Origin of the sequence: Sorangium sp. So ce1153, assembly GCF_051521595.1 — a bacterium.
GTDB lineage: Bacteria > Myxococcota_A > Polyangia > Polyangiales > Polyangiaceae > Sorangium.
Map to the genome: position 1 here is coordinate 11236700 of NZ_CP150361.1, position 22771 is coordinate 11259470.

13 protein-coding genes are annotated in these 22771 nt (G+C 67.3%); 6 read left to right on the top strand and 7 right to left on the bottom strand.

Translation table 11 applies throughout. The features are described from left to right. Positions 1-47 precede the first annotated feature (47 nt). Complete coding sequence (locus WME85_RS40770) at positions 48-5174, top strand: pentapeptide repeat-containing protein (RefSeq protein WP_437842502.1); 5127 nt, start codon at positions 48-50, stop codon at positions 5172-5174. Between the two features lie 883 nt (positions 5175-6057). After that, positions 6058-7788 (top strand): IS1634 family transposase, encoded by a 1731-nt coding sequence (locus WME85_RS40775; RefSeq protein ID WP_437829155.1) that lies wholly within the window; start codon positions 6058-6060, stop codon positions 7786-7788. A 100-nt stretch (positions 7789-7888) separates the two neighbouring features. Here the strand turns inward: WME85_RS40775 and WME85_RS40780 are convergent, their stop codons facing one another. Then, positions 7889-10372, bottom strand: coding sequence for a substrate-binding domain-containing protein (locus WME85_RS40780; protein WP_437829157.1), 2484 nt, complete (start codon positions 10370-10372; stop codon positions 7889-7891). Positions 10373-10877: 505 nt separating this feature from the next. Beyond that, positions 10878-11105, bottom strand: a complete 228-nt coding sequence (locus WME85_RS40785) for a hypothetical protein (protein ID WP_437829159.1) — start codon at positions 11103-11105, stop codon at positions 10878-10880. A gap of 350 nt (positions 11106-11455) precedes the next feature. Here WME85_RS40785 and WME85_RS40790 point away from each other — a divergent pair, with 350 nt between their 5' ends. Continuing rightward, on the top strand, positions 11456-13555 hold the full coding sequence (locus WME85_RS40790) for a hypothetical protein (RefSeq protein ID WP_437829161.1): 2100 nt from the start codon (positions 11456-11458) through the stop codon (positions 13553-13555). Positions 13556-13897: 342 nt separating this feature from the next. Next, positions 13898-15358: a sigma 54-interacting transcriptional regulator gene (locus WME85_RS40795; protein ID WP_437829163.1), complete on the top strand. Its 1461-nt coding sequence runs from the start codon at positions 13898-13900 to the stop codon at positions 15356-15358. On the opposite strand, the gene WME85_RS40800 is transcribed toward WME85_RS40795, so the two are convergent. Beyond that, positions 15315-15761, bottom strand: coding sequence for a DUF6326 family protein (locus tag WME85_RS40800; RefSeq protein WP_437829164.1), 447 nt, complete (start codon positions 15759-15761; stop codon positions 15315-15317). The genes WME85_RS40795 and WME85_RS40800 overlap by 44 nt on opposite strands. A gap of 73 nt (positions 15762-15834) precedes the next feature. Here WME85_RS40800 and WME85_RS40805 point away from each other — a divergent pair, with 73 nt between their 5' ends. Then, the gene (locus WME85_RS40805; protein ID WP_437829166.1) at positions 15835-16692 is read left to right on the top strand and encodes a LysR family transcriptional regulator; all 858 of its coding nucleotides are present in this window, start codon (positions 15835-15837) and stop codon (positions 16690-16692) included. A gap of 183 nt (positions 16693-16875) precedes the next feature. Further along, positions 16876-17130, top strand: coding sequence for a hypothetical protein (locus tag WME85_RS40810; RefSeq protein ID WP_437829169.1), 255 nt, complete (start codon positions 16876-16878; stop codon positions 17128-17130). A gap of 487 nt (positions 17131-17617) precedes the next feature. On the opposite strand, the gene ltrA is transcribed toward WME85_RS40810, so the two are convergent. The 4 genes from ltrA to WME85_RS40830 form a co-directional block, all read right to left on the bottom strand. Continuing rightward, entirely contained in the window at positions 17618-18937 is a 1320-nt protein-coding gene (gene ltrA / locus WME85_RS40815; protein ID WP_437829171.1) for a group II intron reverse transcriptase/maturase, read from the bottom strand. Between the two features lie 691 nt (positions 18938-19628). Continuing rightward, positions 19629-20573 carry a CDP-diacylglycerol--serine O-phosphatidyltransferase gene (gene pssA / locus WME85_RS40820; RefSeq protein WP_437829174.1) on the bottom strand — a complete coding sequence of 315 codons (945 nt, stop codon included), beginning with the start codon at positions 20571-20573 and terminating at the stop codon, positions 19629-19631. Between the two features lie 131 nt (positions 20574-20704). After that, positions 20705-21343: a hypothetical protein gene (locus WME85_RS40825; protein ID WP_437829176.1), complete on the bottom strand. Its 639-nt coding sequence runs from the start codon at positions 21341-21343 to the stop codon at positions 20705-20707. Between the two features lie 6 nt (positions 21344-21349). Next, entirely contained in the window at positions 21350-22753 is a 1404-nt protein-coding gene (locus WME85_RS40830) for a selenium-binding protein SBP56-related protein (protein WP_437829177.1), read from the bottom strand. Between the last annotated feature and the right edge of the window lie 18 nt (positions 22754-22771).

Here is a 22771-nt window from a genome sequence, read left to right on the forward strand (position 1 = left end):
GTTCTAGTGGCTGACTTGGACAGGAGGATTTGATAGAAGTGTTCGAGATGGATCGGCACCACTTCGACGCTCTGATTGTGACGGCGCTGCTCGACGAGTTGGAGGCTGTGCTCGCGCACGGCGGTGCGTGGCTTGAAGCGAAGGACGCAGACGGCTATCGCTACCACATCCGTGAGTTCGAGATGGAAGACGGGACTGGCTTCCGCATAGCGGCCGCGACGTTCGACAAGATGGGCGAGGCGGCCGCGGCGGCGCGGGCGGCGTCGCTGATCAAAGAGCTCGATCCCGCCTGCCTCGCGATGTGCGGGATCTGTGCGGGGAACAAGGCCGATGTATCGCTTGGTGACGTGATCGTCGCTGATCGAATTTACAGTTACGACCACGGAAAGCTCGTTGCGAAGCGGAAAGGCGGACGACGCATCGAGACGGTATACCGCGACATCGAGACCTACAACCTCAAGCAGCAGTGGCGTGTAGACGCTGCCTATTTCGCTAAGGACCTCGCGTGGGTCGGCGCTCTCGTCGTCGAGCGACCGCCGCAGCCTGAAGGGCAAGACCGTTGGCTCCTTCGCGCCGTATATGAGCACGAGATAGGGCACGGACCGGCGCCAACCAAGCACCCGGAGCGCATGTCACGATGCCCGAATTGGTCTACGCGCATAAAAACGCTGCGGCAAAAGAAACTGCTTGAAAGGCGCCCCGGCCCGTTGGCACTCACGAAGAAGGGGCGAAATTTGGTGCTCGATGAGGAAGTCATGTTCCCGGATGGTGTCCAAGAGAATGCGTTCAAGATCATCGTCGGGCCAATCGCCACTGGAAAGAAGGTCGCTAAGGACCCGCAACTTTTCGACAACCTTGCGCTGTTCGTACGAAAGACGGTGGGGGTCGAAATGGAGGGAGCTGCGATCGGTATGGTTGGGGAGCTACTCGATCGACCAACAGTCGTGGTGAAGGCCGTCTCAGATTATGGGGACGGAGATAAAGATGACTCGTTCCGTAAATTTGCCGCTCGCGCGTCCGCGGAAGTGCTGATCCGGTTCCTGCTTCGATACGTGAAGCCCGTCGAGGATGAAGCCGACGATGCACGCTACGATTCACGCCGCAGGCCGGACGATCGACTACTGCTTCGTGGTACTTCCGGTGACGACCTTCTGTCGCGCGTCCAGCAGATCACTGAACTACGTGTGCGGCAGGCCGACGCGAGTGCAGAGATTTCCAGGTTTCGTGCACGGACTCCTTTTAGTGGTTACCTCCGTGTCTCCGCGGTACAGCATGGCAGGTTTACGCGAGTGTACCCTGTCGCTGCTGTTGACCAAGTGAACGCAGACGTGCTCGATCGCTTCCTTGCTGACATCGATTCTCGTTATCGTTGTGACGATCCTGGAGTGTTCTCGACGCTCGTGTATGGCGGTGCGCCGCCCCCACACGAGGTCGCGGCCAAAGCAGCGACGAAAGGTATCCTACTACAAAGCTTTCTAGAATATCAGGGTCTAATCGATTTTCGCGATTACCTAAATTGGCAAATCGATCGGCTCGCCAAGGACACCATTTACCCCCCGGAACTCTACGTCGAGCAGCACGCCTCGATTCGATGGGACGGTGGCGCAGTCGACACGGACGACGCCCTCGCCGAACTTTCCAGGTTGCTGACCTCGCCACTCGGACGCTTCGTGTTGGTGCTTGGCGACTTCGGCACAGGAAAAACGTTTCTACTCCGCGAACTCGCGCGACGTATGGCACTCGCTGGTGGTCCCCTCGTGCCGGTGCTTATTGAGATGCGAGCGCTCATAAAGGCGCCGAAGCTAGATCCCCTGCTCGCGCAGAGCCTCTCGCTCGCCGGCGTGGAGCGCTTCGATCTGCGCGCCTTTCGTTACATGCTGGCTCAAGGCCGGATTGCGCTGCTCTTCGACGGTTTCGACGAACTCGCTTTACGCGTCAGCTACGAGCGCGCTGCGGAGCACTTTGAGACCCTGAGCGAGGCTGCGCAAGGGGCAGCCAAGATTGTCCTAACAAGCCGCACACAGCATTTCTTTTCAGACGATCAGGCTACAGGCGCACTTGAGCTCGGGAGACAGGCTAGAAATATCAGTGGCTATCGATTGATAAAGCTGCATCGCTTTAACCGAGATCAAATCAGCCACTTTCTGGAGAAGCGACTCGGCGGCGCCAATGAAGCTGGAAGACGACTCCGCTTACTGGACGACGTGCGCGATCTGCTCGGGCTGTCGGAGTACCCTAGAATGCTCGCCTTCATTGCCGAGATACCTGAGCAGGAACTGCTTGACGCGAAGGCTCGCAGCACGACGATCACATCGGCAGGGCTTTATGAATTGCTTCTGAACCGATGGATTATAGGCGAGTTCGAGCGCGCACACCCGAAAGGTGCGCCACCTGGTTTAGATGTAGCTCAACGGTGGAGGGCAGTGACCGATGTGGCGATGCGCCTTTGGGTAAGAACGGAGCGATGCATCAACATGTCGGAGCTGCCTGACGAGATCCTCGACGCCGTCCGGGCGCTGTCGGTAACCGACCTGGATCCGGGAGTTGTCAAGCACCAGATTGGGTCGGGAACCCTGCTCGTGCGGGACGAGGAGAGCAATTTCTCGTTCATTCACCATTCGGTGATGGAGTGGTTGGTGGCGAAGTTCATAGCCGGCGAATTGGCAGAAGCCGGAACGGCGACAGCACTTGCGGTCCGGGAGATCTCGCCGCTGATGGCGGACTTTATATGGGCGCTTGCGGGCAGAGACAAGGCCGAGGCATGGGCGCAGCGTACGATTCAAGAATACGTGCCGGCTGTTGTCTACAAGAATGCCCTTAGGATGCTGGAGCGGCTACATGTCGAAGCACGCGGGCTTAAGCTGTCCGGACAGGATCTCACCGGTCAGAGTCTCGCAGGACAAAATCTGAGGTACGCCGACCTGAGGGGCGCGAAACTCAGCGGTGCGTCACTAGCCGGTCAAGATATGACTGGCGCGAAATTCGAAAGAGCACAATTGCAGAGAGCTGACCTGTCGGGGGCTCACTTGCAGGGTGCTGACCTGCGCGAGGCGAATATGTCCTACGCGCAGTTGTCAGGCGCGAACCTGAAGGAAGCGAGACTCACGGGCGCTAACCTAAGGCAGGCGAAGCTCATCGGGGCAACGATTGATCCCAATGGTCTTGATGCTTGCGACGTGTTCGGTGCCGCTCTGCCGGATCAGCGTGATCTATATCCCATGATTTCGGCGTCATCGTTTTGCTACTCGGTCGCCTACAGTTCTGATGGCCGGTACCTTGCTACTGGGCATGGAGGTTCGATTCGACTTTGGGACGTGGATAGTTGGACAGAGCTCCGTGTACTCGCAGGGAGCCAGGGTGTAGTGTCAAGTTTAGCATTCAGTGGAGATGGAAGAACCCTCGCATCAAGCGGCGCTGACGGCACCATACACCTATGGGACCTCTCCTCTGGAACAATTCGTCACACCCTTAGAGGTCACCTAGGAGCAGTTCGGGGCGTAGCGTTCGCACCTGATGGAACAATGCTTGCGTCTGCATCTTTGGACACTACTGTATGTTTGTGGGACGTGATTCAGGGCTCTAGGCGAGCTGTGCTGCAAGGTCATACAAAGGGGGTGTCAAGTGTGGCCTTCACACCAGACGGCGCGACACTAGCCTCTGGAGCTGCGGATGCGACTGTGCGACTGTGGGATTTACACTCCGGGAGATCTCGCACTTTAAATTTATATTCGCAGATTGTCCGAAGCATAGCATTCAATAACAATGGTACCGTTTTAGCTTCTGGATCTTGGGATGGGCAAGTGCACCTGTGGGACGTTACCTCAGGTACGGTCAAACAGGTCCTAAATAGCCCCGCACGAGGTCTCCACTGCATAGCCTTCAGTCCGAACGGCGCCTGGCTGGCGCGCGGATTCGACGATACTACGGTACACCTGTGGAACGTCGGCTCTTCTTCTGAAAGCCATGTGCTCCGCGGACATCGACATGCTGTGTATGCGGTTGCATTTAGCCCGGACAGCTCCTTGCTCGTATCTGGATCTCACGATACGACTGTGCGCCTTTGGGACGTCAAGGCAGGCGCACTCCGACACATACTCAGTCGTAAGGCAAAGCTTCCCTGGAGCGTTACTTTTCTGCCGGATGGCGCGACACTCGCTCTTGGATCTTGGGACGCGACAATACGCCTATGGGATGTCGCCTCCGGCACCGAGAGCCGTGTTTTCAAAGGTCATCAGGATCAAGTTTGGAGCGTTGCATCTGCGTCGAACGGCGAGATGCTCGCTTCCGGGGCCTCCGATAACACTGTACGCCTCTGGGACATCGCATCCGGGATCGAAAGACACATTCTTAGAGGCCACGAGGAACGCGTGGTGAGCACGGTGTTTTCTCGCAATGGCACTATGCTTGCTTCCGGCGCTTCCGATGGTACCGTGCGACTATGGGACACTGCCTCTGGCGCCAACCGCGGCGTCCTCAAAGGACATAAGAGATGGGGCGCATGGAGCATCGCGTTCTCGCACGACGGCAAGCTGCTCGCTACAGTTCCCGGTGAGGATTCTATATATATATGGAATGTTGCCTCAGGTATAAAACGTAAAAACATCAAGTTCAACAATGGCCGTGTTTCAGGTGTTGCATTCGTAACCAATGACACTCTGTTGGTGACTAGCAAAAACGGGACCGTTGGATTGTGGGGCGCAAGATCTGGCGTTGCGCAACGTGCTTTTGAAGTCTCTGTTGAAATTGACCATGGTTTCGATATTGCCGTCGATGGTAGGTTGCTTGCTATCCCCTGCGATGATACCACTGTACGACTGTGGGACATCGCGTCCGGCACCGAGTACGGCGTTCTCAAAGGCCATGCCGAAAACCCGATCGAAGTGGCCTTCTCACCCGGTGGCACGCTCCTCGCCAGCACCTCGTCGGACGGGACAGCCCGCGTCTGGCACGTAGCTACGCGTAGGTGCCTCGCTGTCCTTTGCTCTCTGCCCGAGGGCTGGGTTGGGTTCACTCCTGATGGCCGCTTCCGTTCCGGTGGGTCTCTTAATGGCGCCTTCTGGTATTCTATCGGTCTCTGCCGCTTCGAGCCCGATGAACTCGATCCTTACCTCGATCGTCCTCTTCGCCTATCTGATACCGAACCGCTCTTCGAAATTCCGGCAGGCTTCCGGTGAACCTCAATTGGAAGGCAGAATCGGGAGCCCGGAGATCGATGACTTCGACCGTAGAAAAGACGTAGATCCGCACCTTTTTTAGGTATCGTCGAGCCCGTCGCTCGCCTGCGGGCGACCACGCTGGTCGCGGCGCCGATGTCCACCGCGGCTTCCCCCGCGCGCTACCGCTCCCCGCCCCCCTTCGCCGTAGCTTGCTCTCGCATTGCACCGCGAATCTATAGCGATGACGCGCACCACGCGAGGAGGGGGTCTACAGAACGCATACTCGAGTTCGATCAACGAGCCCGGGCGACTTTGGTTGGCCGAGCCCTGCGCCGGCAGTTCGAGTTCGTGCAATCGACCTGGATCAACGACAGCGAGTTCATCGGAGCCGGCGCCGACCGGGATCCCATGTCCAGCCCCGGCGATGGGGCCGCGGCTTCACCATCCCGGGCCGGCCGGTCCGCCGCCGCATCCAGGGTCTCTCACGGTTCGTGATCACGCGCGGCGGCGAATACGGCTTCATGCCTGGGTTGCGCGCCCTAGAGCGACAAACGGGTTGAAACTGCCTGAAAATCGAAGAAATTCGAACCGCCAAGACGCCAAGAGCGCCAAGAAGAGAATCCTATCTTGGCGTTCTTGGCGTCTTGGCGGTTCATTTCTCGCTTGATCAACGTGATCGGCATTCTAGGTCGACTCGCCGCGCTCGGCACATGACCAGGCGCACACGACGGTACCCTCGCTCGGGCCGTCGTGGCGCGATGGTGGTCGTTCGGCGGGGCTCGGTGCTCTAGCCCTACTTTCGCGAAGCCGACAGGGGTTGGATGTGTAGACGCACGGCGCGCACCGAAAATCGTGCACGTCCCCTGGATGCGGCGACCTGTCGTCGCTACATGAACGAAAAATGCACATCTTCGAGCGGGAGGTGGACGGTCGCCGCTACCGGATCGCGGCGCAGTCGGTGTGGGACGCGGTAGCGGGGCGCTCGGTCGCGAGGCAGGTTGTCCTCGGGCCGGCGGACCCGCCGCCGACGGTCGACCTCGGGCGAACGCGGACGGTCGGAACGAAGGCGGTGGGGGACGTCGGCGCGCTCGTTTGGGTTGCCGAGCAGCTCGACCTGGTGAGGCTGATCAACGAGGCGTGCGGTGACTACGGCTCGAAGAACGGGCCGTCCGTGGGCGAGATGGCCGTCGCCGTCGCGCTTCAGCGCGCATGCGCGCCGGGCCCAAAGTGTGACCTGGGGGACTTCCTCGACGGCGCATTGCCGCGGGTCTCGTGCCTGCCCGGGTCAGCATTTACGGGGCAGGCTTTTCACCGCATCGCGCAGCAGGTCACCGATCAGGAGCTGGAGGCCGCCCAGGTGGCGATCGCTCGGGCGGCGATCGGTCGGTTTGCTCTGTCAGCCGACGTGCTGGCGTTCGACACGACCAACTTCGACACGCACATCGCCACAACGACCCCCGGCGAGCTGGCGCGTCGCGGACACGCCAAGAGCAAACGAAGCGACCTGCGGGTGGTGGGACTCGGCCTGCTCGTGAGCGAGACCGGGCACGTGCCGCTCTTGTACCGGGCCTTCGGCGGCAACAGCTCGGATCAAGCCGTGCTCGAGGAGTGCCTGCAAGGGCTGAGCGAGCTGCACAGCGCGCTCGACGCCGGGGAGCAACGAACCAGCCCAGGTCATCGGACACTCGTACGCGACGGTGGCTTCTGGAGCCCTCAGCTGGAGCTTCATCTGGAAGTCACCGGCTACTACAGCCTCATCTCGTTGCCTCTGGGACACAGCGCGGCCGAATGGGCGCTGCAGCAAGCTGCGCAGAAAGGCGCGATGCGGCACCTGACCGGACAGTACGAGGACGTACGCGCTGCCCGCGTCCGGACCCAGGTCGGCGACCTTGACCGCACGCTCGTCGTTATCGAGAGCATCACGCTGCTCGAGGGGCAGAAGCGCGGCATCGAGGCGCGGCTGACCAAGGCCAAGGAGGAGCTGGGCAGGCTTGAGGCGCTGGTGGAGGCCGGCCGCATTCGACGCGCGTCGCTCGAGCAGCGCGTACGCAAGGCGCTCGCGCGCGAGCACTTGGCCAGCTTCGTCGTGGTCGAGATCGACGGCCAAGAGCAGACCCCGACGCTGAGCTGGCGGGTCGACGCCGCTCGCCGGCGAGAGCTCGAGGCAACGCGTCTGGGCAAGCGTGTGCTCTGCACCGACCACCACACCTGGAGCACCGAACGCATCGTCCATGCCTTTCGCGGCCAGTGGAACGTCGAAGAGCTCTTCCGTCGCTCGAAGAAGGGAGGCGTTGTGCCCTGGGGTCCCTCACATCAGTGGGCCGACGGCTCGCTGCGGCTCCACACCTTCGCCACGGTGCTCGGGCTGATGCTCGTCAGCCTGGCACGCATCGCCCTTGGCACCGACGCCTCCGCCCGCGCCATGATGGACAGCCTCGGCGACATCCGCGCCACGCTGGTCCGGACCGCAACGGGCGCCCAGGGACGGCGCCCCACGATCCCGCTCGCGCCCGAACTGAATGCAGAACAGCGCCGCGCTGCGCGCATCTTCGAGCTCGACCGTTGGCTTCCAGGTCTTTCTTCATCTAGACGCCGACAGAGCGCAGCATCTGGAAAGCAAGCGCCTTCCTAAACCTCAGGAACGGGCGTTGCGAAAGTAGGGCTAGCCTAGCCGGCGTGATGCGCGGGAAGAGGGGATTGAACCGCAAGGAACGCCAGGAGAGCGAGTGGGCTCAGGCGCGCTGCGCGTGCGGTGAGCGGCGGTAGACGATCTGGCCGCCTGTCTTCGACAGCGCGTGGGCGAACCCGAGCTCGAGGTTGGAGCGGGTGACGACGCTCCCGAGATCCACGCCCTGCTCCACCATCAGCCGCGCCGCCGCCGGCGTGATGCCGACGAGCACGACCTCGGCGCCGAGCAGCCGCGCCGCCCGCGCCGCCCTCACGAGGTGCTCCGCCGAGGCGGCGTCGACCGCCGCCATGCCCGTGACGTCCACCAGCACCACCCGGGCGTGGCGCTCGGTGATGTCCTGGAGCATCGACTCGATGAAACGACCGGCCCGCTGGGCGTCCATCGTCCCGATGATCGGCATCACCAGGATGCTCGGCGCGATGGGCACGACCGGGCTGGAGAGCTCGAGGATCGTACCGAGCAGCGACTCCTGGTGCCGGTTCGCCTGCTCGAGCTCATGGGTCCGCTCGGTGATCCGCTCGACCAGCTGCGCATTCTCGATCGCCACGGTCAGCGTGTCGGCGACACGCTCGAGCAGCGCGAGCTCCTCGAGCGAGCAGGCCCCGCGGCGCTCGCTCTCCAGGACGAGGGCGCCGAAGGCGGCCCCGCCGGCGAGGAGCGGGACGCCGACCAGGGTGCGCACCCCCCTCGCGCGCGCCCCGGCGACATCGGCCGCGCCGTGGAGCTCGCCCGAGTGCGTGTGCGTGTGCGTGTCGACGATGATCGATCCGGCGGAGCTCAGCACCCGTCCGACCAGCGACCCCGCGTCGAGGGGGGCGCGCTCCTCGTGGAACCCCTCGTCCCCTGCGTTCAAGCCGGCGACGAGGATCTCGATCGGGCGGCCGCTCCGCGCCATCTGCCGCCTCCGCTTCGTCGCCTTGCGGGTCGCGTCCAGGGTCAGGTATTCGGAGAGGGCGAGAGACCAGGGCGTGCGCTCGAGGGTCACGACGTCGACGCCGGTGTCGAGGAAGCGCAGCGCCGACGCTTTCCCCGCCGCCGCCCGCGCCGGCAGCGCGGCCAGGGCCGCCTCGACGCCGTTCAACGCCATGTCGTGGACCAGCTGCACCCCGCGATACCCCATGTCGTGCTCGCGCTGGACGATGGCCGCGTGGAGGGTGCCGTCCCTGAGCATCGCTATCGTGTCCGTGAGGAGATCGAAGGTGACGATCTTGAGCTTCCCCTCCCGTCCCAGCGCCCGCGCGGCCATGCTCCAGAACGGGCCGTTCCCGGCGCTGACGCCGAAGGCGCCGGCGATTCCCCCCACCTCCACGGCCTCCCGGGAGAGCCGCAGCGCTTCCGACAGGACGTACAGGTCCTCGGCGGCCGGCTGCATGTCGAGGGGCGTGCCGGAGATCGCCGCGCGAAACCCCGCGATGCGCTCCATGGTGTTGACGGAGCCGAGCGCGTACGCCTGCGCGCCGATCTTGCCCCCCTGCGGGAGCAGCCGCGCCATCAGCTCCCCGGCGAGCCGCCCCGCAGCCACGTTGTCGGTGCCGACGTAGGCCAGAGCGCTGCTGCCGTCGACGGGCGGCGAATCGATCGTGACCACCGGGATCCCGGCCGCGGCCGCGCGCCGGATCGCCGGCTCGAGGAACTCCGGGTTCATCGGCGACACGACGATGCCGTCCACCCGCCGGTCGATGCCCTCGTCGAGGGACTCGCGCTGGGCGACGTCGCTGCCGGCGCCGCTGCCGGTGATGGCGGTGCGGACGTCCACGTGGATGCCGAGGCTGCGCCCCGCGACGAGGGCGCCGTCCCGGATGTTGTTCCAGTACGCCACCGGCGGTCGCCGCGGGAGGTGGTAGATGCGCACCTCGCGGCCCGCGGCGCCGCCGCCCGCGGAGGAGCCGCCGCGGGGAGCGTCGCCCAGGAGGACGAGGTACACGGCGCTCCACTGCGGCCTGAGCTGCACGCTCTTGATGCCTTTCGAGATCATCTCGACGAGCTCATGCGGGCTGGTCCGCGCGGCCACGGCGCTCAGCACCGCCTCGAGCACGCGCACCTCCTGGGCCGACTGGGCCTTGTCGTTGTAGAGCTCGCGCCGCTCCAGCGCCGCGCCGGCGCGGTCCGCCAGCGCGGCGAGCCGCGCCCAGCGCTCGCCGGAAGGCGCCTGCCCGTCCGGCTGCTCGACGGCGAGCACGCCGAGCGCCTGTCCCTCCGCGTGCACCGGGGTGAGGACCACGACCGCTCCCGCGGGCGCGAGGTGCAGCGCTGACGCGCCCGGCAGGTGCGCTCGGTACCACTCGGCCGCCGCCACCACACGGGCGCTGTCCGCGGCGTCGAGCGCCGGGAGCGCGCTGGCAGGCCCGGCATCGGCGAGGGCCGGCTGCGGACTCGCGAGCACGCCATCGAGACCGAAAGAGGCCCTGTGGACCAGCCGGTCGCCCTCGCACGTGAGCAGGATCCCGCGCTGCGCCGACGGCAGGCTGCGCACGGCTTCCTTCACGATACGGTGCAGCGTTGCGTAGAGATCCAGCCCGGTGCTCATGCGCCCCTCGCCCCGCTGCCTGCCCCGATGGCGGCGAGGGCTCAGCCAGCAGGCGCGATCGACCGGTACCCTGTCAAGGGATGGCCGCGGCGCGTGGGGCGCCGCTCACGTTCGCGCCCTGACATCCTCCTTGCCAGACATTCACGCACATGACCTGCATTATCCGCTGGCGCGACCCCCGCAGGACCATCCTCGACGCCCGCGCCTCCTGGTTCGCGCGCTCGCTGCGCCCCTCGACGCCTCTCACACCGACACCAAAAAAAGTAACTTAAATTACAAAATCTGCTCTGCAGAAAAACGACGCGACCGTCGCCGATCGCGTGAAGGATGAGCGGGCTCACCAGCATTCAACCGGGCGTGCGGTGCAGCTCGACGATCCTGGCCCAGCGCCCGGCGCCTCGGCGCCCTCGGCCTGGAGGGTCCGACCTCGCCGGCCGGACCCCCGACACGGACCTCGAGCGGGGCGCGAGCCCCCGCCTGACCTCTTCCACGCGGAGCGCGACGGTCATCGATCGAGCTTCGCGCCATCCAGCACGCTCCGGAGCACCAGCAGCGAACCGATCGTGATCTCCACATAACGGCATCGCCGCTTTGCCCCGCGCCGCGCGCCGCGCGCCACCTGGCGCGCGCGCGGCGCTCCTTTGCAGGTGAGTTGACGGCCCGCTCCGGCGCGGCGCCGCCATCGTCCATTTTGTGGGCCGAACAGGAGACTTCGCGACAGCGCGTGAGCCATGGACAGGACATCTCGCAAGAGACGGTAGTTCTTGCCCCGACGGTAAATCGTATTAACATCCCTGTCGCGCTCGCCTCCGGCTCATCGCCGGAGGGCGCCGCGCGCGAGCAGATCGTCGCAAGATCGTCAACGCGACGAGTCGATGATGCCACGTGTCGTGACACCGTGGCCTTCGGCGACGCATGCCCAGGAATGGGCGAGCGCGCCTGATCGGCTCGTCGGGCAGGGCGCGGCGCTCTCCCGCGCTCGCCTGGACTCCGTGTCTCTTCTTCCGTTTCCGTGAGTTCCGTGAGCGCGCGCCCACCGGTACGGGTGCGCGCTCGTCGCTGTGGCCGCTTCCTGGAGGTTTCATGCTGTTCAATCGTTCGAGTTCGAGCATCCCGGTCCGCACCTCGTCTGGTCTCGGCTCCGCCGGCGCATGGCGGAGGGCTCGGCACGGCGCGCTGATCGCGCTCGCGCTCCTGCCCGCTTCGTGCGCAGACTTCGATCAGGGCGACGGGGATCTCGACGATTCCAGCGAGCTGTCCGAGCTCGCGGAAGGCGAGATCGGCGAGGCCGCCGAGGAGCTCACGCTGCCGTTCGCGATCGATCGGCGAAAGTCGCTCATCGTCACGGACGTCGATATCGTGTCTCAGTTCTCGCTGCAGGCGGTGCTCCAGCAGCTCATCACCCAGTCGGGCGTCTCGGGCCTGACGCCCCTCACGCTGTTCCGCCGGATGATGGACACCCACCGGACCACGGCGAACGGGGTCTTCTCCTCCGTCCAGCACTGCGACGCCGTGGCGGCCAACACCGCCGATATCTATCCCCCCGGGTCCTCGAACCCGGCCGAGCAGCCCACCGGCTCGATCAACGGGTGGCCGGTCCTCTGCCCGCGCGCCGTGGGGGACGAGGCCGCGAGCGATCCGTTCGCCGACGCCAACGCTGACAGCGCGTACATGGCCACGACCCTGTCGAACCGCTTCGACCTCGCCCCTCCGGACGGCTCCAACTGCGGTGAGTACCGGATCGTCTTCGCGAGGAAGGGCGGCGCGTCCGACTCGAACAGCCTCCAGCGCAACTTCATCATCTTCGAGGCCCGGCTGCCCAACCCGAACCCGAGCCAGGGCCGGGCGGGGTGCGCCGCGGTGGCCAACTTCTGGCTGAACCAGTCGGACCCCGCGAAGAGCGTGACGACGCGGAAGAACGAGCTCCTGAGCTTCTACTTCACCGGCCTCACCGGGTTCGCGCCCGTCGTCCACATCGACCACTACGGCCACGCGGCCGGGCCGGATCACGGCCAGATCCGGACCAACGAGTTCCTGAACGGCACGTCGCCGCCCGCCGCCTGGTCGCTCCGCGAGTTCAGGCTCATCCACGGCACGAGCGGCAGCCCCTCGCTGAACATCGTGCCTTCCTTCGTCAAGGACAACCCGGCCGCGCGGCTCTTCTCGCCGGCCGCGTCGAGCGATACGCGGGTCACGAACTTCCGGAGCACCGTCTTCCCGAACGTGGTGGAGCGGCTCGCCGCGACCGACGACATCAACCGCTTCGCGTACCCGTCGGCCCTGCCCGACTCGAACAACGCGGGCGAGAGCCTGATGATTCCCCTCCAGAACAACTACCTCAACGCGATCGGCACCGGGACGTCGACGCTGAGGACCAACATCGAAAACAAGCTGACCACCCTCCTGGGCAGCGACCTGTCCGGCACGGCCGGCAACCTGTCCGTGGACCAGATCGTGGCCCGCGCCGAGAGCCTCGCCTGCTCCGGGTGCCACGAGCCGCAGGACCGCAACGGTAACGCGACGAGCACCTTCGACGTCGGCGTGCCGAGCGGCGCCTTCCCGAACACCCTCGTCTTCACCCAGACCTCCGAGAAGACGGAGCCGATCGATCCGAGCAACCCGAGCGGCCCGAGGCGCTTCCTCATCTCGCCGGCCCTCATCAACGTGTTCCTCCCGTTCCGCGAGAAGGTGATGACCGATTACCTCCTCAACAACCCGACCCTCGGCTTCGAGAAGCCGGGCGCGTGGACCTCGACGCAGGCGCTGCTCGCGGTCCACACGGGCCGGGTGAAGGAGGGCATCTCGTCGCTGGAGGTCCGGACGCCGGCGTCGTTCAACGCGATCGTCAGCCCGAACTTCAGCACCTCGGGGCTCACGCCGGTGGGCAACAAGATCAAGCTCGATCTCTTCATCTCGAAGGTGCAGCCGAACCCGAGCTGGGTCGGCACGATCGAGGTGCTGATCTCGATCCCGTCCGCCGGCATCAACAACCAGTGGGTCGGGAACGTCGTGCTCAACAGCCTCACCCGGGGCGCGTTCAACGTCATCACGTTCCCGTCGCTCGCGGCGGCCACCGTCACCGCGCTCAACGCTGCGCCGAGCGACGTGAAGCTGCAGTTCAACCTGAACGTCACCGCCAACTCCGGCCCGTACTACATGGATAACGTCCGGTTCGAGAACTGAGCCCCACCGCCCTCCCCGAGCGCCGATGACCGGCGCTCGGGGAGCCCATCTCCTGCCGCGAGGAGCTCACACCCATGACGAGCGCCTCGCGGACGTCGCCATGACGTGGAGAGCGGCGCGAGCAGCGCTGGCCAGGCGACGCCGGGTGGCCCGAGCACGGCGCGGCGCCAGGGTCGGCTCAAAGGCACCGCGCGCTCCCGGCGACGCCGCTCTGCGCCGGCGACAGCGCGGCGACGGCGACCGGCCAGGCTGACCCCGGGTACCGCGGCAACGGACGTCCAGCGTCCCGTCGAGCCGCGCGAAACGGCGAGGCGGCTGCGCCGTACCCAGGGGGTGATCCCCATGACGGAGCTGACCGATACACAGGAACTGAGCAGCGAGACCGTGGCCGGGGCCGCGGCGGGCGCGGCGACGCCGGGCCTCCTCCTCGTCTTCGCGGCCGGCCGCCCGGCGGCGACGGCCGTCGGGCTCGACAGCGGCCGGGTGGAGATCGGGCGCCTGCACCCGATGTTCGACGAGCGACCCGACGCGTGCGTGTCGCGACGCCACGCGCGGGTGAGCTTCGAGGCCGGCCAGTTCTTCGTCGCCGATCTCGGGAGCCGCAACGGCACCGGCGCCGACGGAGCGCCGGTCGCGCCCGAGGCGCCAGGCTGCGCCGCGCGGGTGATCCGCGTCGGCGATTCGTTGTTCGTGCCCGTGAGCGACGTCGGGCCGTTCCAGCGGCTCGGCCTGCGCGTCTCCGGCGGGCGCGTCGAGGGGCCGGCGCTCCAGCAGGTGGTCCGGGCGGCGGCGAGCGCGGCCGGGCTCGGACCGACGCTGCACATCACGGGCGAAAGCGGCGCCGGCAAGGAGGGGCTCGCGCGCGCGTTTCACGCGGGAGGGCCGTGCCCGAGCGGCCCCTTCCAGGCCGTCAACTGCGCCACCATCCCCGAGGGCGTCGCGGAGCGCCTGCTCTTCGGGACGAAGCGCGGAGCCTACTCCGGCGCCGACGCCGACGCCGACGGGTACATCCAGGCGGCGCACGGGGGCACGCTGTTCCTCGACGAGGTGGCGGAGCTCGGCCTGTCCGTGCAGGCCAAGCTCCTGCGCGTGCTGGAGACGGGCGAGGTGCTCGCGCTCGGCGCCGCGCGCCCGCGCAAGGTCGAGCTGCGCTTCTGCTCCGCGACGCACCGCGATCTGCGAGCCCAGGTGGCGGCCGGCAAGCTGCGAGAAGACCTCTATTTCCGCATCGCCAGCCCGCGCGTCGCGGCGCCGCCGCTCCGCCAGCGGCCAGAGGAGATCCCGTGGCTGCTCCAGGCGGAGGTGGAGCGGACCGCGCCCGGGCTCGCGATCCACGTGTCGCTCGTGGAGAGCTGCCTCCTTCGAGCGTGGCCCGGCAACGTGCGGGAGCTGTGCGCGGAGGTGCGCAGCGCGGCGCAGGCCGCCGTCGCGGAGGGCGCGGCGCGCGTCGAGGCGAAGCACCTCGGCGCGACGGCGGGCCTCGCCTTCACGGCGCCCGTGGCTCCGCCGGAGGGCGGCGCGCACGCGATGGCAGCAGGGCCTCCGGCGCCGCCGACGCGGGCGAGGCTCGCGGGCGTGCTGGCGCGCCGGCAAGGCAACGTGAGCGCCGCGGCGCGGGAGCTCGGCGTGCACCGCACCCAGCTCCGCCGCTGGATGGAGCGCCACGGGCTCGACGCGCGGGCGTTCGCGCCACCGGCGCCGGAGCCCCCCAGCTGGCCGGCTCCGCCGACCCGCAGCGCGGCTCGGCGGGCCTCGTGCCTCACTCCGGGCGCGGCGCCCACCGCCAGGCCAGGACCACGATGAGCGTCGTGCACGCGATCTCGATCAAAGCAAAGAAGAGGTAATAGCCGGTGGGGTGGCCGATCGAGAGCGTGCCGGCGACGACCGCGGTCTTGATGGTGCCGGCGACGATGTTGGCCCACCGGTTGGCCCGATACGGAAGGACGCGCGACAGGAGCGTCATCGCGATCGGGATCTCCATGAGCACGGCGGCGGCGAAGAGGAACTCGCCGGTGATCGAGAGCGAGCCGACCTGGCCGCGCAGGAACTGCGCCAGGAGCGTGGAGTCCATCAGCCCCACGACGTCGGCATAGAGGTAGTTGAACATCGCGAAGACCCACAGCGCCGACAGGAGGCGTTTGATGTCCCGGGGCGGCGGGTGGATGGCGGCGGACGGCGTCGAGAGCGTGCGTTCCGGGTGCGGCATGCGGCCAACCTAGCGGTTCGTCCGCGTTCAGTCGCTGATTGAATCGGCAGACTCGCTGTGCAATTGTGCACAGGTGGACTGGGACGACCTGCGGCATGTGCTCGCCCTCTCGCGGCACGGGACGCTGAGCCGGGCTGGCGTCGCGCTGCGGACGACCCACACGACGGTGGCGCGCCGGATCCGAGCGATCGAGGAGCGCCTGGGGGTCCGGCTCTTCGCGCAGACGCCCGACGGCTACGAGGCCACGGCGGCGGGCCAGGACGTGGTGGAGGTCGCCGAGCGGACCGAGGCCGAGCTGCTGGCGCTCGAGGCGCGCGTGCTCGGCCAGGACGCGCAGCTCCAGGGGAAGCTGCGCGTGTCCACGATGGACATGCTCTTTCGCGTGTACCAGCCGGCGTTCTCGTCGTTCACCGAGCGCTACCCGGGCATCGAGCTGACGGTCGCCTCCGGCGACAGCGAGGTGAGCCTGCCGCGCCGCGAGGCGGACGTCGTGCTGCGCATGACGCGCTCGCCCGCCCCGCACCTCGTGGGACGCAGGGTCGGCCGCATCCAGTTCGCTGTGTACGCCAGCAAGGCCCTCGTCGAGCGCGCGGGGCCGCAGGCGAGCTACGCCGATTTCCCCTGGATCCACTGGGACGAGCGGCTCGACCCGCGCTGGCTCGACGCGTGGCTCGCGGCGAACGTTCCGGGCGCGCGCATCGCGATGCGCGTGGACTTCGGCTCGCTGGCCATCCAGGAGGCGGTCGCCGCGGGCGTGGGCGCGCACTTCCTCGCCTGCGTCGCGGCGGACGGCGACCCGCGGCTCGCGCGCCTCGGCGCGATCGACCCTGCGTATGACCGCGATCTCTGGCTGCTCACGCTCCCCGAGCTGAAGAACGTGAACCGTATCCGCGCGTTCCTGGATCACATGACCGAGGCCCTGTCGGTCTGACGCCGCGCACCCCTCGCAGCCCGGAATAGCCCGATTGCGACGGCTTCCTGGCCGCCGCGCCAGCCCCTCATCGCTTACGATGCGGTCCTCCTCGCGCTCCGGCCGCAGAGAACGACTGAACGGCGCCCCCGCCGCGGCATCGGAGTCGAGGAGATCAATCAACGAGGGCCCATCAGGCACGCCATGACATACCCCATCATTCCGCTCCTGATCGCCGCGAGCTTGCTCGTCATGGGCTGCAGAACCACCTGCGACGACGCCGCCGAGCGCCTCGCGGAGTGCGGCGCCGGCCTCACGACGCCCGCGCTCGACACGTGCGACGACCACGGCGAGTGCGTGGCAGAGTGCATCATGGAGACGAACTGCAGCGATTTCAGCCCGGCCAACGCTCTATCCGTCTTCCGCATCATGGTCTGCAACAGTGACTGCAAACAGTAGGCGCCGCGCCCAGGGTCAGGCGAACGCCCGGCCCGTGCGCCTACCGGTCCTCAAACCCGAATCTATCCAGTAACCGAAACATCCTTCGAGCCTCGGTCCCCGCCCGCGGGAACATCCTGGCCAACCACCGTGCGCTCCAGGGCGAGCCGGTGCGCGCCGAGGCTGTGGCCAGCGACAGCTCACCCAGGAGCCACCGCCGTCATCCTTGATGCTTGTTCCAGCTCGTTCCCGTGTTCCGTGGTACGCGACGGCCTTTGCACTGGCGTTCCGCCCACTGACCGAGCCCCGCAGCCAGAATACCGATCACGTTAAAACCCCGGAGAAATTTCACAGGGAGGCGGGGAGGCGGGGAGGAAGAAAAACTGAAGTTCTTTCTCTTGCCGTCTCTCCCTCCCCGGTAGAGTAGCCCCCGGACCCGTCGGTCCGGGGGCCCTCGCCAGATCCGGACAAGGAGATTTCCACCATCCGGCTCTTCCGCCGAGAGGGCTCAGGGAGACGTCCAGAGCTGGACGCGGATCAGCGGCCTGGGCAGCGGGAAACCCCGCAGCAGCTCTTGAAACCGCTTCCAGTTCAGGTGCGCACGCTGGCTCCGCCGGCATAGCCACTTGTGCCATGCCCGTTCGGCCGCATGGATCAGGAGCGCGATGCTCCGCAGGTTTCCATTGACGCCGAAGTAGTTGCGGTGCCCGACGATGCGCCGCGTGAGCGCGGCGTGCTGCTCCTTGACCGGCAGATGCCGATGGCGTCGGCAAAAGTCGGCGACGGCCGTGATGGCCCGTCGGAGGCGCGCCTTGCGTGTCTTCATGCTCGGCATCCATCGGCCCGATCGGCTCCGCCGCCAGTAGTGCGTGAAGCCGAGGAAGTCGAAGGTCGCCGGACCCTCGCTCCCAGGTCCCCGGTTGTCCGGGCGCCCGAAGGGCAGAAGGCGGGTCTTGTCCGGGTGCAGCTTCAGTCCGTACCGCTCGAAGCGCTGCGGTAGCACCTCCATCACCCGCTTCGCGTCGTCCTCCCTCTCAAAGCCGATGACGAAGTCATCGGCGTAGCGGATCAGGGTAGCCTTGCCCACGAGCCGCGGTTGGACGTCGCGCTCGATCCACAGGTCGAGCACGTGGTGAAGGTAGACGTTGCCCAGCAGTGGCGACAGGACCGAGCCCTGCACCGTCCCATCCTCCGGCGCGGAAAATTCCGCACCGTCGAGGACCCCTACATGCAAGCACTTGCCAACCAGCCGCAGCAGCGACTTGTCGGCGACCCGGGCCTGGAGCATCTCCATCAGCTTCGTGCGGTCGATGCTGTCGAAGAAGGACTCGATGTCCGCCTCCAGGATCCATTCCACCCCGCTCAGCAGCATCCGGTTCAGGGCGCGCAGCGCGTCGTGCGCGCTGCGACCGGGCCGAAACCCGTACGAGACGTCTCGGAAGACCGGCTCGTAGACGACCTCCAGCACTTCCCGCACCGCGGCCTGGACGATCTTGTCCTCGGTGCACGAGATGCCGATCGGTCGCGTTTTGCCCCGTTCCTTCGGGATGTACACCCGCCGGATGGGCTGGTGCCGGTAGCGCATCGACTTCATCCGCGCGTGCAGATCGCCGACGTTGCGCTCCAGATCCTGCCCGTACTGCTCCATCGTGATGCCATCCACGCCCACCGCGGCCTCCTTGCGAAGGCCGCGGTACGCTCGCTGCAGCGCTTCCTCGTCGATGAGGTGCGCCAGCGCGAGGAGGACCCCTTCCGGGTCTCGCTCCGCTCTTTCCCTTACCTTCAACAGTCCCGGTGACATGGTGTTCGCCGTCGTGGCAGCGCTCATGGTTCCCTCCTGAAGTTCCTCTCGACACGGGTCCCCTTTGCTTGACGGGCTCCGGTGCCCTCCGTTCGCCCGCGTCGTCGCTCGTATGGGACCCTCCGACTCCCTCGTCTCCTTCGGCTTCGGCTCCGGTTCCCCTTGCTGTGGGCCTACCGCGAGGCGGATGCGCATTTCCTTGCGGAGCCCGCTGGGCTCGGCTGCGAGACACGGGCATCCGCTGCGTGTCTCGCCCCGGGGACGGATCACCGGCTCCCCGTCGTACCGGCGTTTCTCGTGGAGAGACGAGGGCCTCCCAGGTGCCTGGGCCATCCTCTTGCTGCGCGCCGCAACCAGCTACCCCGCCGGGTGCGTCCCCCTCCCGCCCTTGCGAGGTAGGACGCTGTTGCCTTCAGGCGGGAGAACACCCTGGGCACCCGGAAAGTGGAGGATTTCGTGGCTGGCACGTTGCGGCTCGCTCGCTCGCCTGCCTACGCATCGCCGAGCCCCTCACGGGGTCCGTCGCAAGGCTGACTTCCGGCTGGTCGGGCGTGACCTTGACCGGACGGGATTCGCACCCGCTGGACAGCGAAACCCGATTTCAGAAGCTACCGCTCACTCCTTTCCCTCGGGGACCAGCCTTGCCTGGTCGCACCCTCCCCGCCTCCCTGTGAAATTTCTGCTTTTTCTCGTGGTTTCAAGCCGTTTGTCGCTCTAGCTAGAGCGGCTCCTCGCCGCGGGGACACCCGTCCAGCGCGGCGGCCGGATCGCCCGGCGCGCGGCGCCGCCTCGCCGGAAGGCGCCAGAGCGACTCGACGACGCCGAGCAGGATATAGGCGCTGATCAGCCAGACGACGACGAACCCAGGCGCCCACCGGGCCGAGATGAGCGCGCTCGACCCGAGGGCGAGCGCGGCGAACAGCGCGGTCCGGGCGTCGAGGCGCAGATCCTTGAACGAGCGGAACCGGATCGTCGACACCATGAGGAGCGACAGGAGCAGCGTCGTCGCGAGGACGGCCGGCGCCGCGCCGGCGCCGCCGGGCTGCCCGGCAGCGGCGCGGTGGGTCATCACGATCGCGACCAGGATCCCGGCCGCGCCGGTGACGGGGAGGCCGACGATGTACCTCGGGGGCGACGCGGACCGAGCCCCGTCGCGGGTCGCGAGGACGTTGAAACGGGCGAGCCGGAGCGCGCCGCACGCGGTGAAGACGAATCCGGCGAGCACGCCGGGAAGACCGAGGCGGTGCAGCGACCACTGGTACACGAGCACCGACGGGGCCACGCCGAACGACACGAGATCGGCGAGCGAGTCGAGCTGGAGGCCAAACGCGCTCTGGGTCCGCGTCATCCGCGCGACGCGGCCGTCGAGCGTGTCGGAGACCATCGCGAAGAGGATGAGGAGCGCGGCGCGCTGGAAATCGTCGTCGGACCGCGCCGAGGCCGAGAGCCGCACCGAGTCGAAGCCGCAGAAGACAGAGGAAAGCGTGATCAGGTTGGGGAGGAGATACAGGGAGCTCCTCGGCGCGGGCCGTGGCCGCCGCGCGGAGGAGCCGCGCGGCCGCTCGGAAGGCGCCTCCGGCCCCTGCCCTGCGCCGTGCCCTGCGCTCACCGGGCGCCGCGGCCCGGCGCCGGCGCCCCGCGCTGCTGGATGACGTTCTGACATGATGGCGATCCCGCGGGACATCGGCGTCGCGCGGCGACGGGCCGGCGGCCGACGAGCGCGCTCGGCCGGCCTCGTAGTACACGAGGCCGCTCGCCTTCAAGCCGAGAGAGCGCGCGCAGCCCGCGCGGACGTCAGAGCACGACCGCGAGGACGCCGGCACCGATGAGCGCGACGGCCCAGGCCCGGTCGAGGTTGAACCAGGCCGTGCGGAGGATCGCGACGCCGAGCTTGTGATAGACGACGAGCGCGACCGCGGCGGCCGCCGCCATCATGGCGCCGGTGTGCACGAGGACGGCGGCGAGGTAGCCCGGAGGGCTCGTCAGCGACAGGCCCGCCGCGCTGTGGCAGCCGCCGCCATGGCACGGCGCCGGGTTGTCCGCGCCGAGCAGGAAGACCGGCAGCAGCATGAGCCCCGCGCCGTGCGCGGTGGCCATCAGGAAGGACCACCAGGTCAGGTCGCGGAAGCCCACGCGCATCCCGACCCACCGCGGGTGGCGCGGCCTCACGAGCTTCAGCGCGCCGAACGCGACGAGCGCCGCCGCCGTGAGCCAGCGGAGCGCCGACGCCGGGACGCTCGCGAGCCCGAGCCCGAGCAGCGCGACCGTGAGGCCGATCGACGCCGCGTGGCCGATCGCGATCGGGACGAGCGCCCGCCGCACCGCGCTGCTGCGCTTCTCCTGCAGGCCGAGCGCGACAGCGAACAGCCACCCCATGCCGGGGTTGATGCCATGGTAGGCGCCGAGCAGCGCCAGCGTGAGCCAGGGCGTCATGGCCGGTCACGGATAGCAGAACGAGTCGGACGACGCGTCGCCCCCCTCGAGCCGCACCTGGTGAGGGCGCAGGGCGCCGAAATCGACGAAGAACTCGGGGTCGAGCGCGATGCCCCCGCCGGCCGCCACATCGACCTTGGCCATCCAGCCGCCGACGCCCTCCGGATAGAACTGCTCGTCCCAGGAGGCATAGAGCGAGTTCGTGAAGTAAACGCGCCGCCCGTCGCGGCTCACCTCGACCATCTGCGGCCCGCCCCGCAGCGGCCCGGATCGAGGGTGCGCCGCCCGGCGGACGACGCCCCCGAGGCGCACCGAGCCGGTCAGCTTCGGGTGGAACGGGTCCGACACATCGTACTGCCGGAGCTCGCCTGTTCCCCAGCAAGACACGTAAAGGAACCGGTCGTCGAGAGAGAGGTTGATGTCCGTGATGAGCGGCGGGACCGCCTTGAAGCCCTCGAGCAGCGGCGGAAGGAGGTCGGGGTCCGCGGGCTCGGCCGGCACCTCGATCACCTTGCGGATCGCCCACCTGTCGCCGTCGCGGTGCCAGAGCCAGACCGACGCGGAGAGGTCCTTGACGCTCACGACGACGCCGACGAAGCCATAGGCCTTGGTCGGGTCGTGGGCGGGGCGGAGCTCCAGCGCCATCTGGTGCTCGTCGCCGAGATCCAGCGCCTGGAGGTGCTTGCGCTTCCGGAGGTCCCAGACATGCACGCTGTGGCCGTACTTCTTGCCGAGCAGGAGCTCCGGATTCAGGCCTTCCTCGATCATCTTCGGCGTCCCCCACTCGCTCGTGAGGAGGGTGTCGTGGCCGAGGTGCCACCAGAAGTCGTAGTGGAGGAACTGCGGCCCGCGGTCGATCTCCCAGCGGCCGAGCACGTCGAAGCTCTCGCAGTCGAGCACGAAGATGCCCCCCGGCCCGTCGCCGTCGGGGCTGCCGAGCGCGCTCACGTAGATGCCGTCGGGGCCGCAGTGCAGCGTGTGCGGGCGCGAATAGCCCGCCCGCTTCGCGATCTCCTCGGCGCGGACCGTGTGGACGAGCTCGGGGCGGCGCGGGTCCCGCTTGACGTCGAAGACGAAGATGTTCGACGAGCGGAGCGCCGGGAGCAGCAGAAAACGGCGCTCCACGTGCGGGTGCGGCGCGTAGGGGCACAGCGCGGCGCTGCACGCGTTCCAGCCGGAGTGGTGGAGCTCGTCGCCGTAGGTCGGCACCTCGTTGACCGAGACGAGGGTGCCATACGCCGGCGACCTCGGGTCGAGATCGACGACCGTGAGCGCGTCGTGGCGGACGTCGCCCTGGCGCCCCAGCGCGGCGCCCGCGTCGAGCGCGGTCACGTAGGCCAGCCGCTCGGGCGGCGCCTCCATCGCGAGGCGCGGCGACGGGTAGAAGGTGGGATCCGGACGAAACCGCATGTGCTGCTTCTCCTTGGA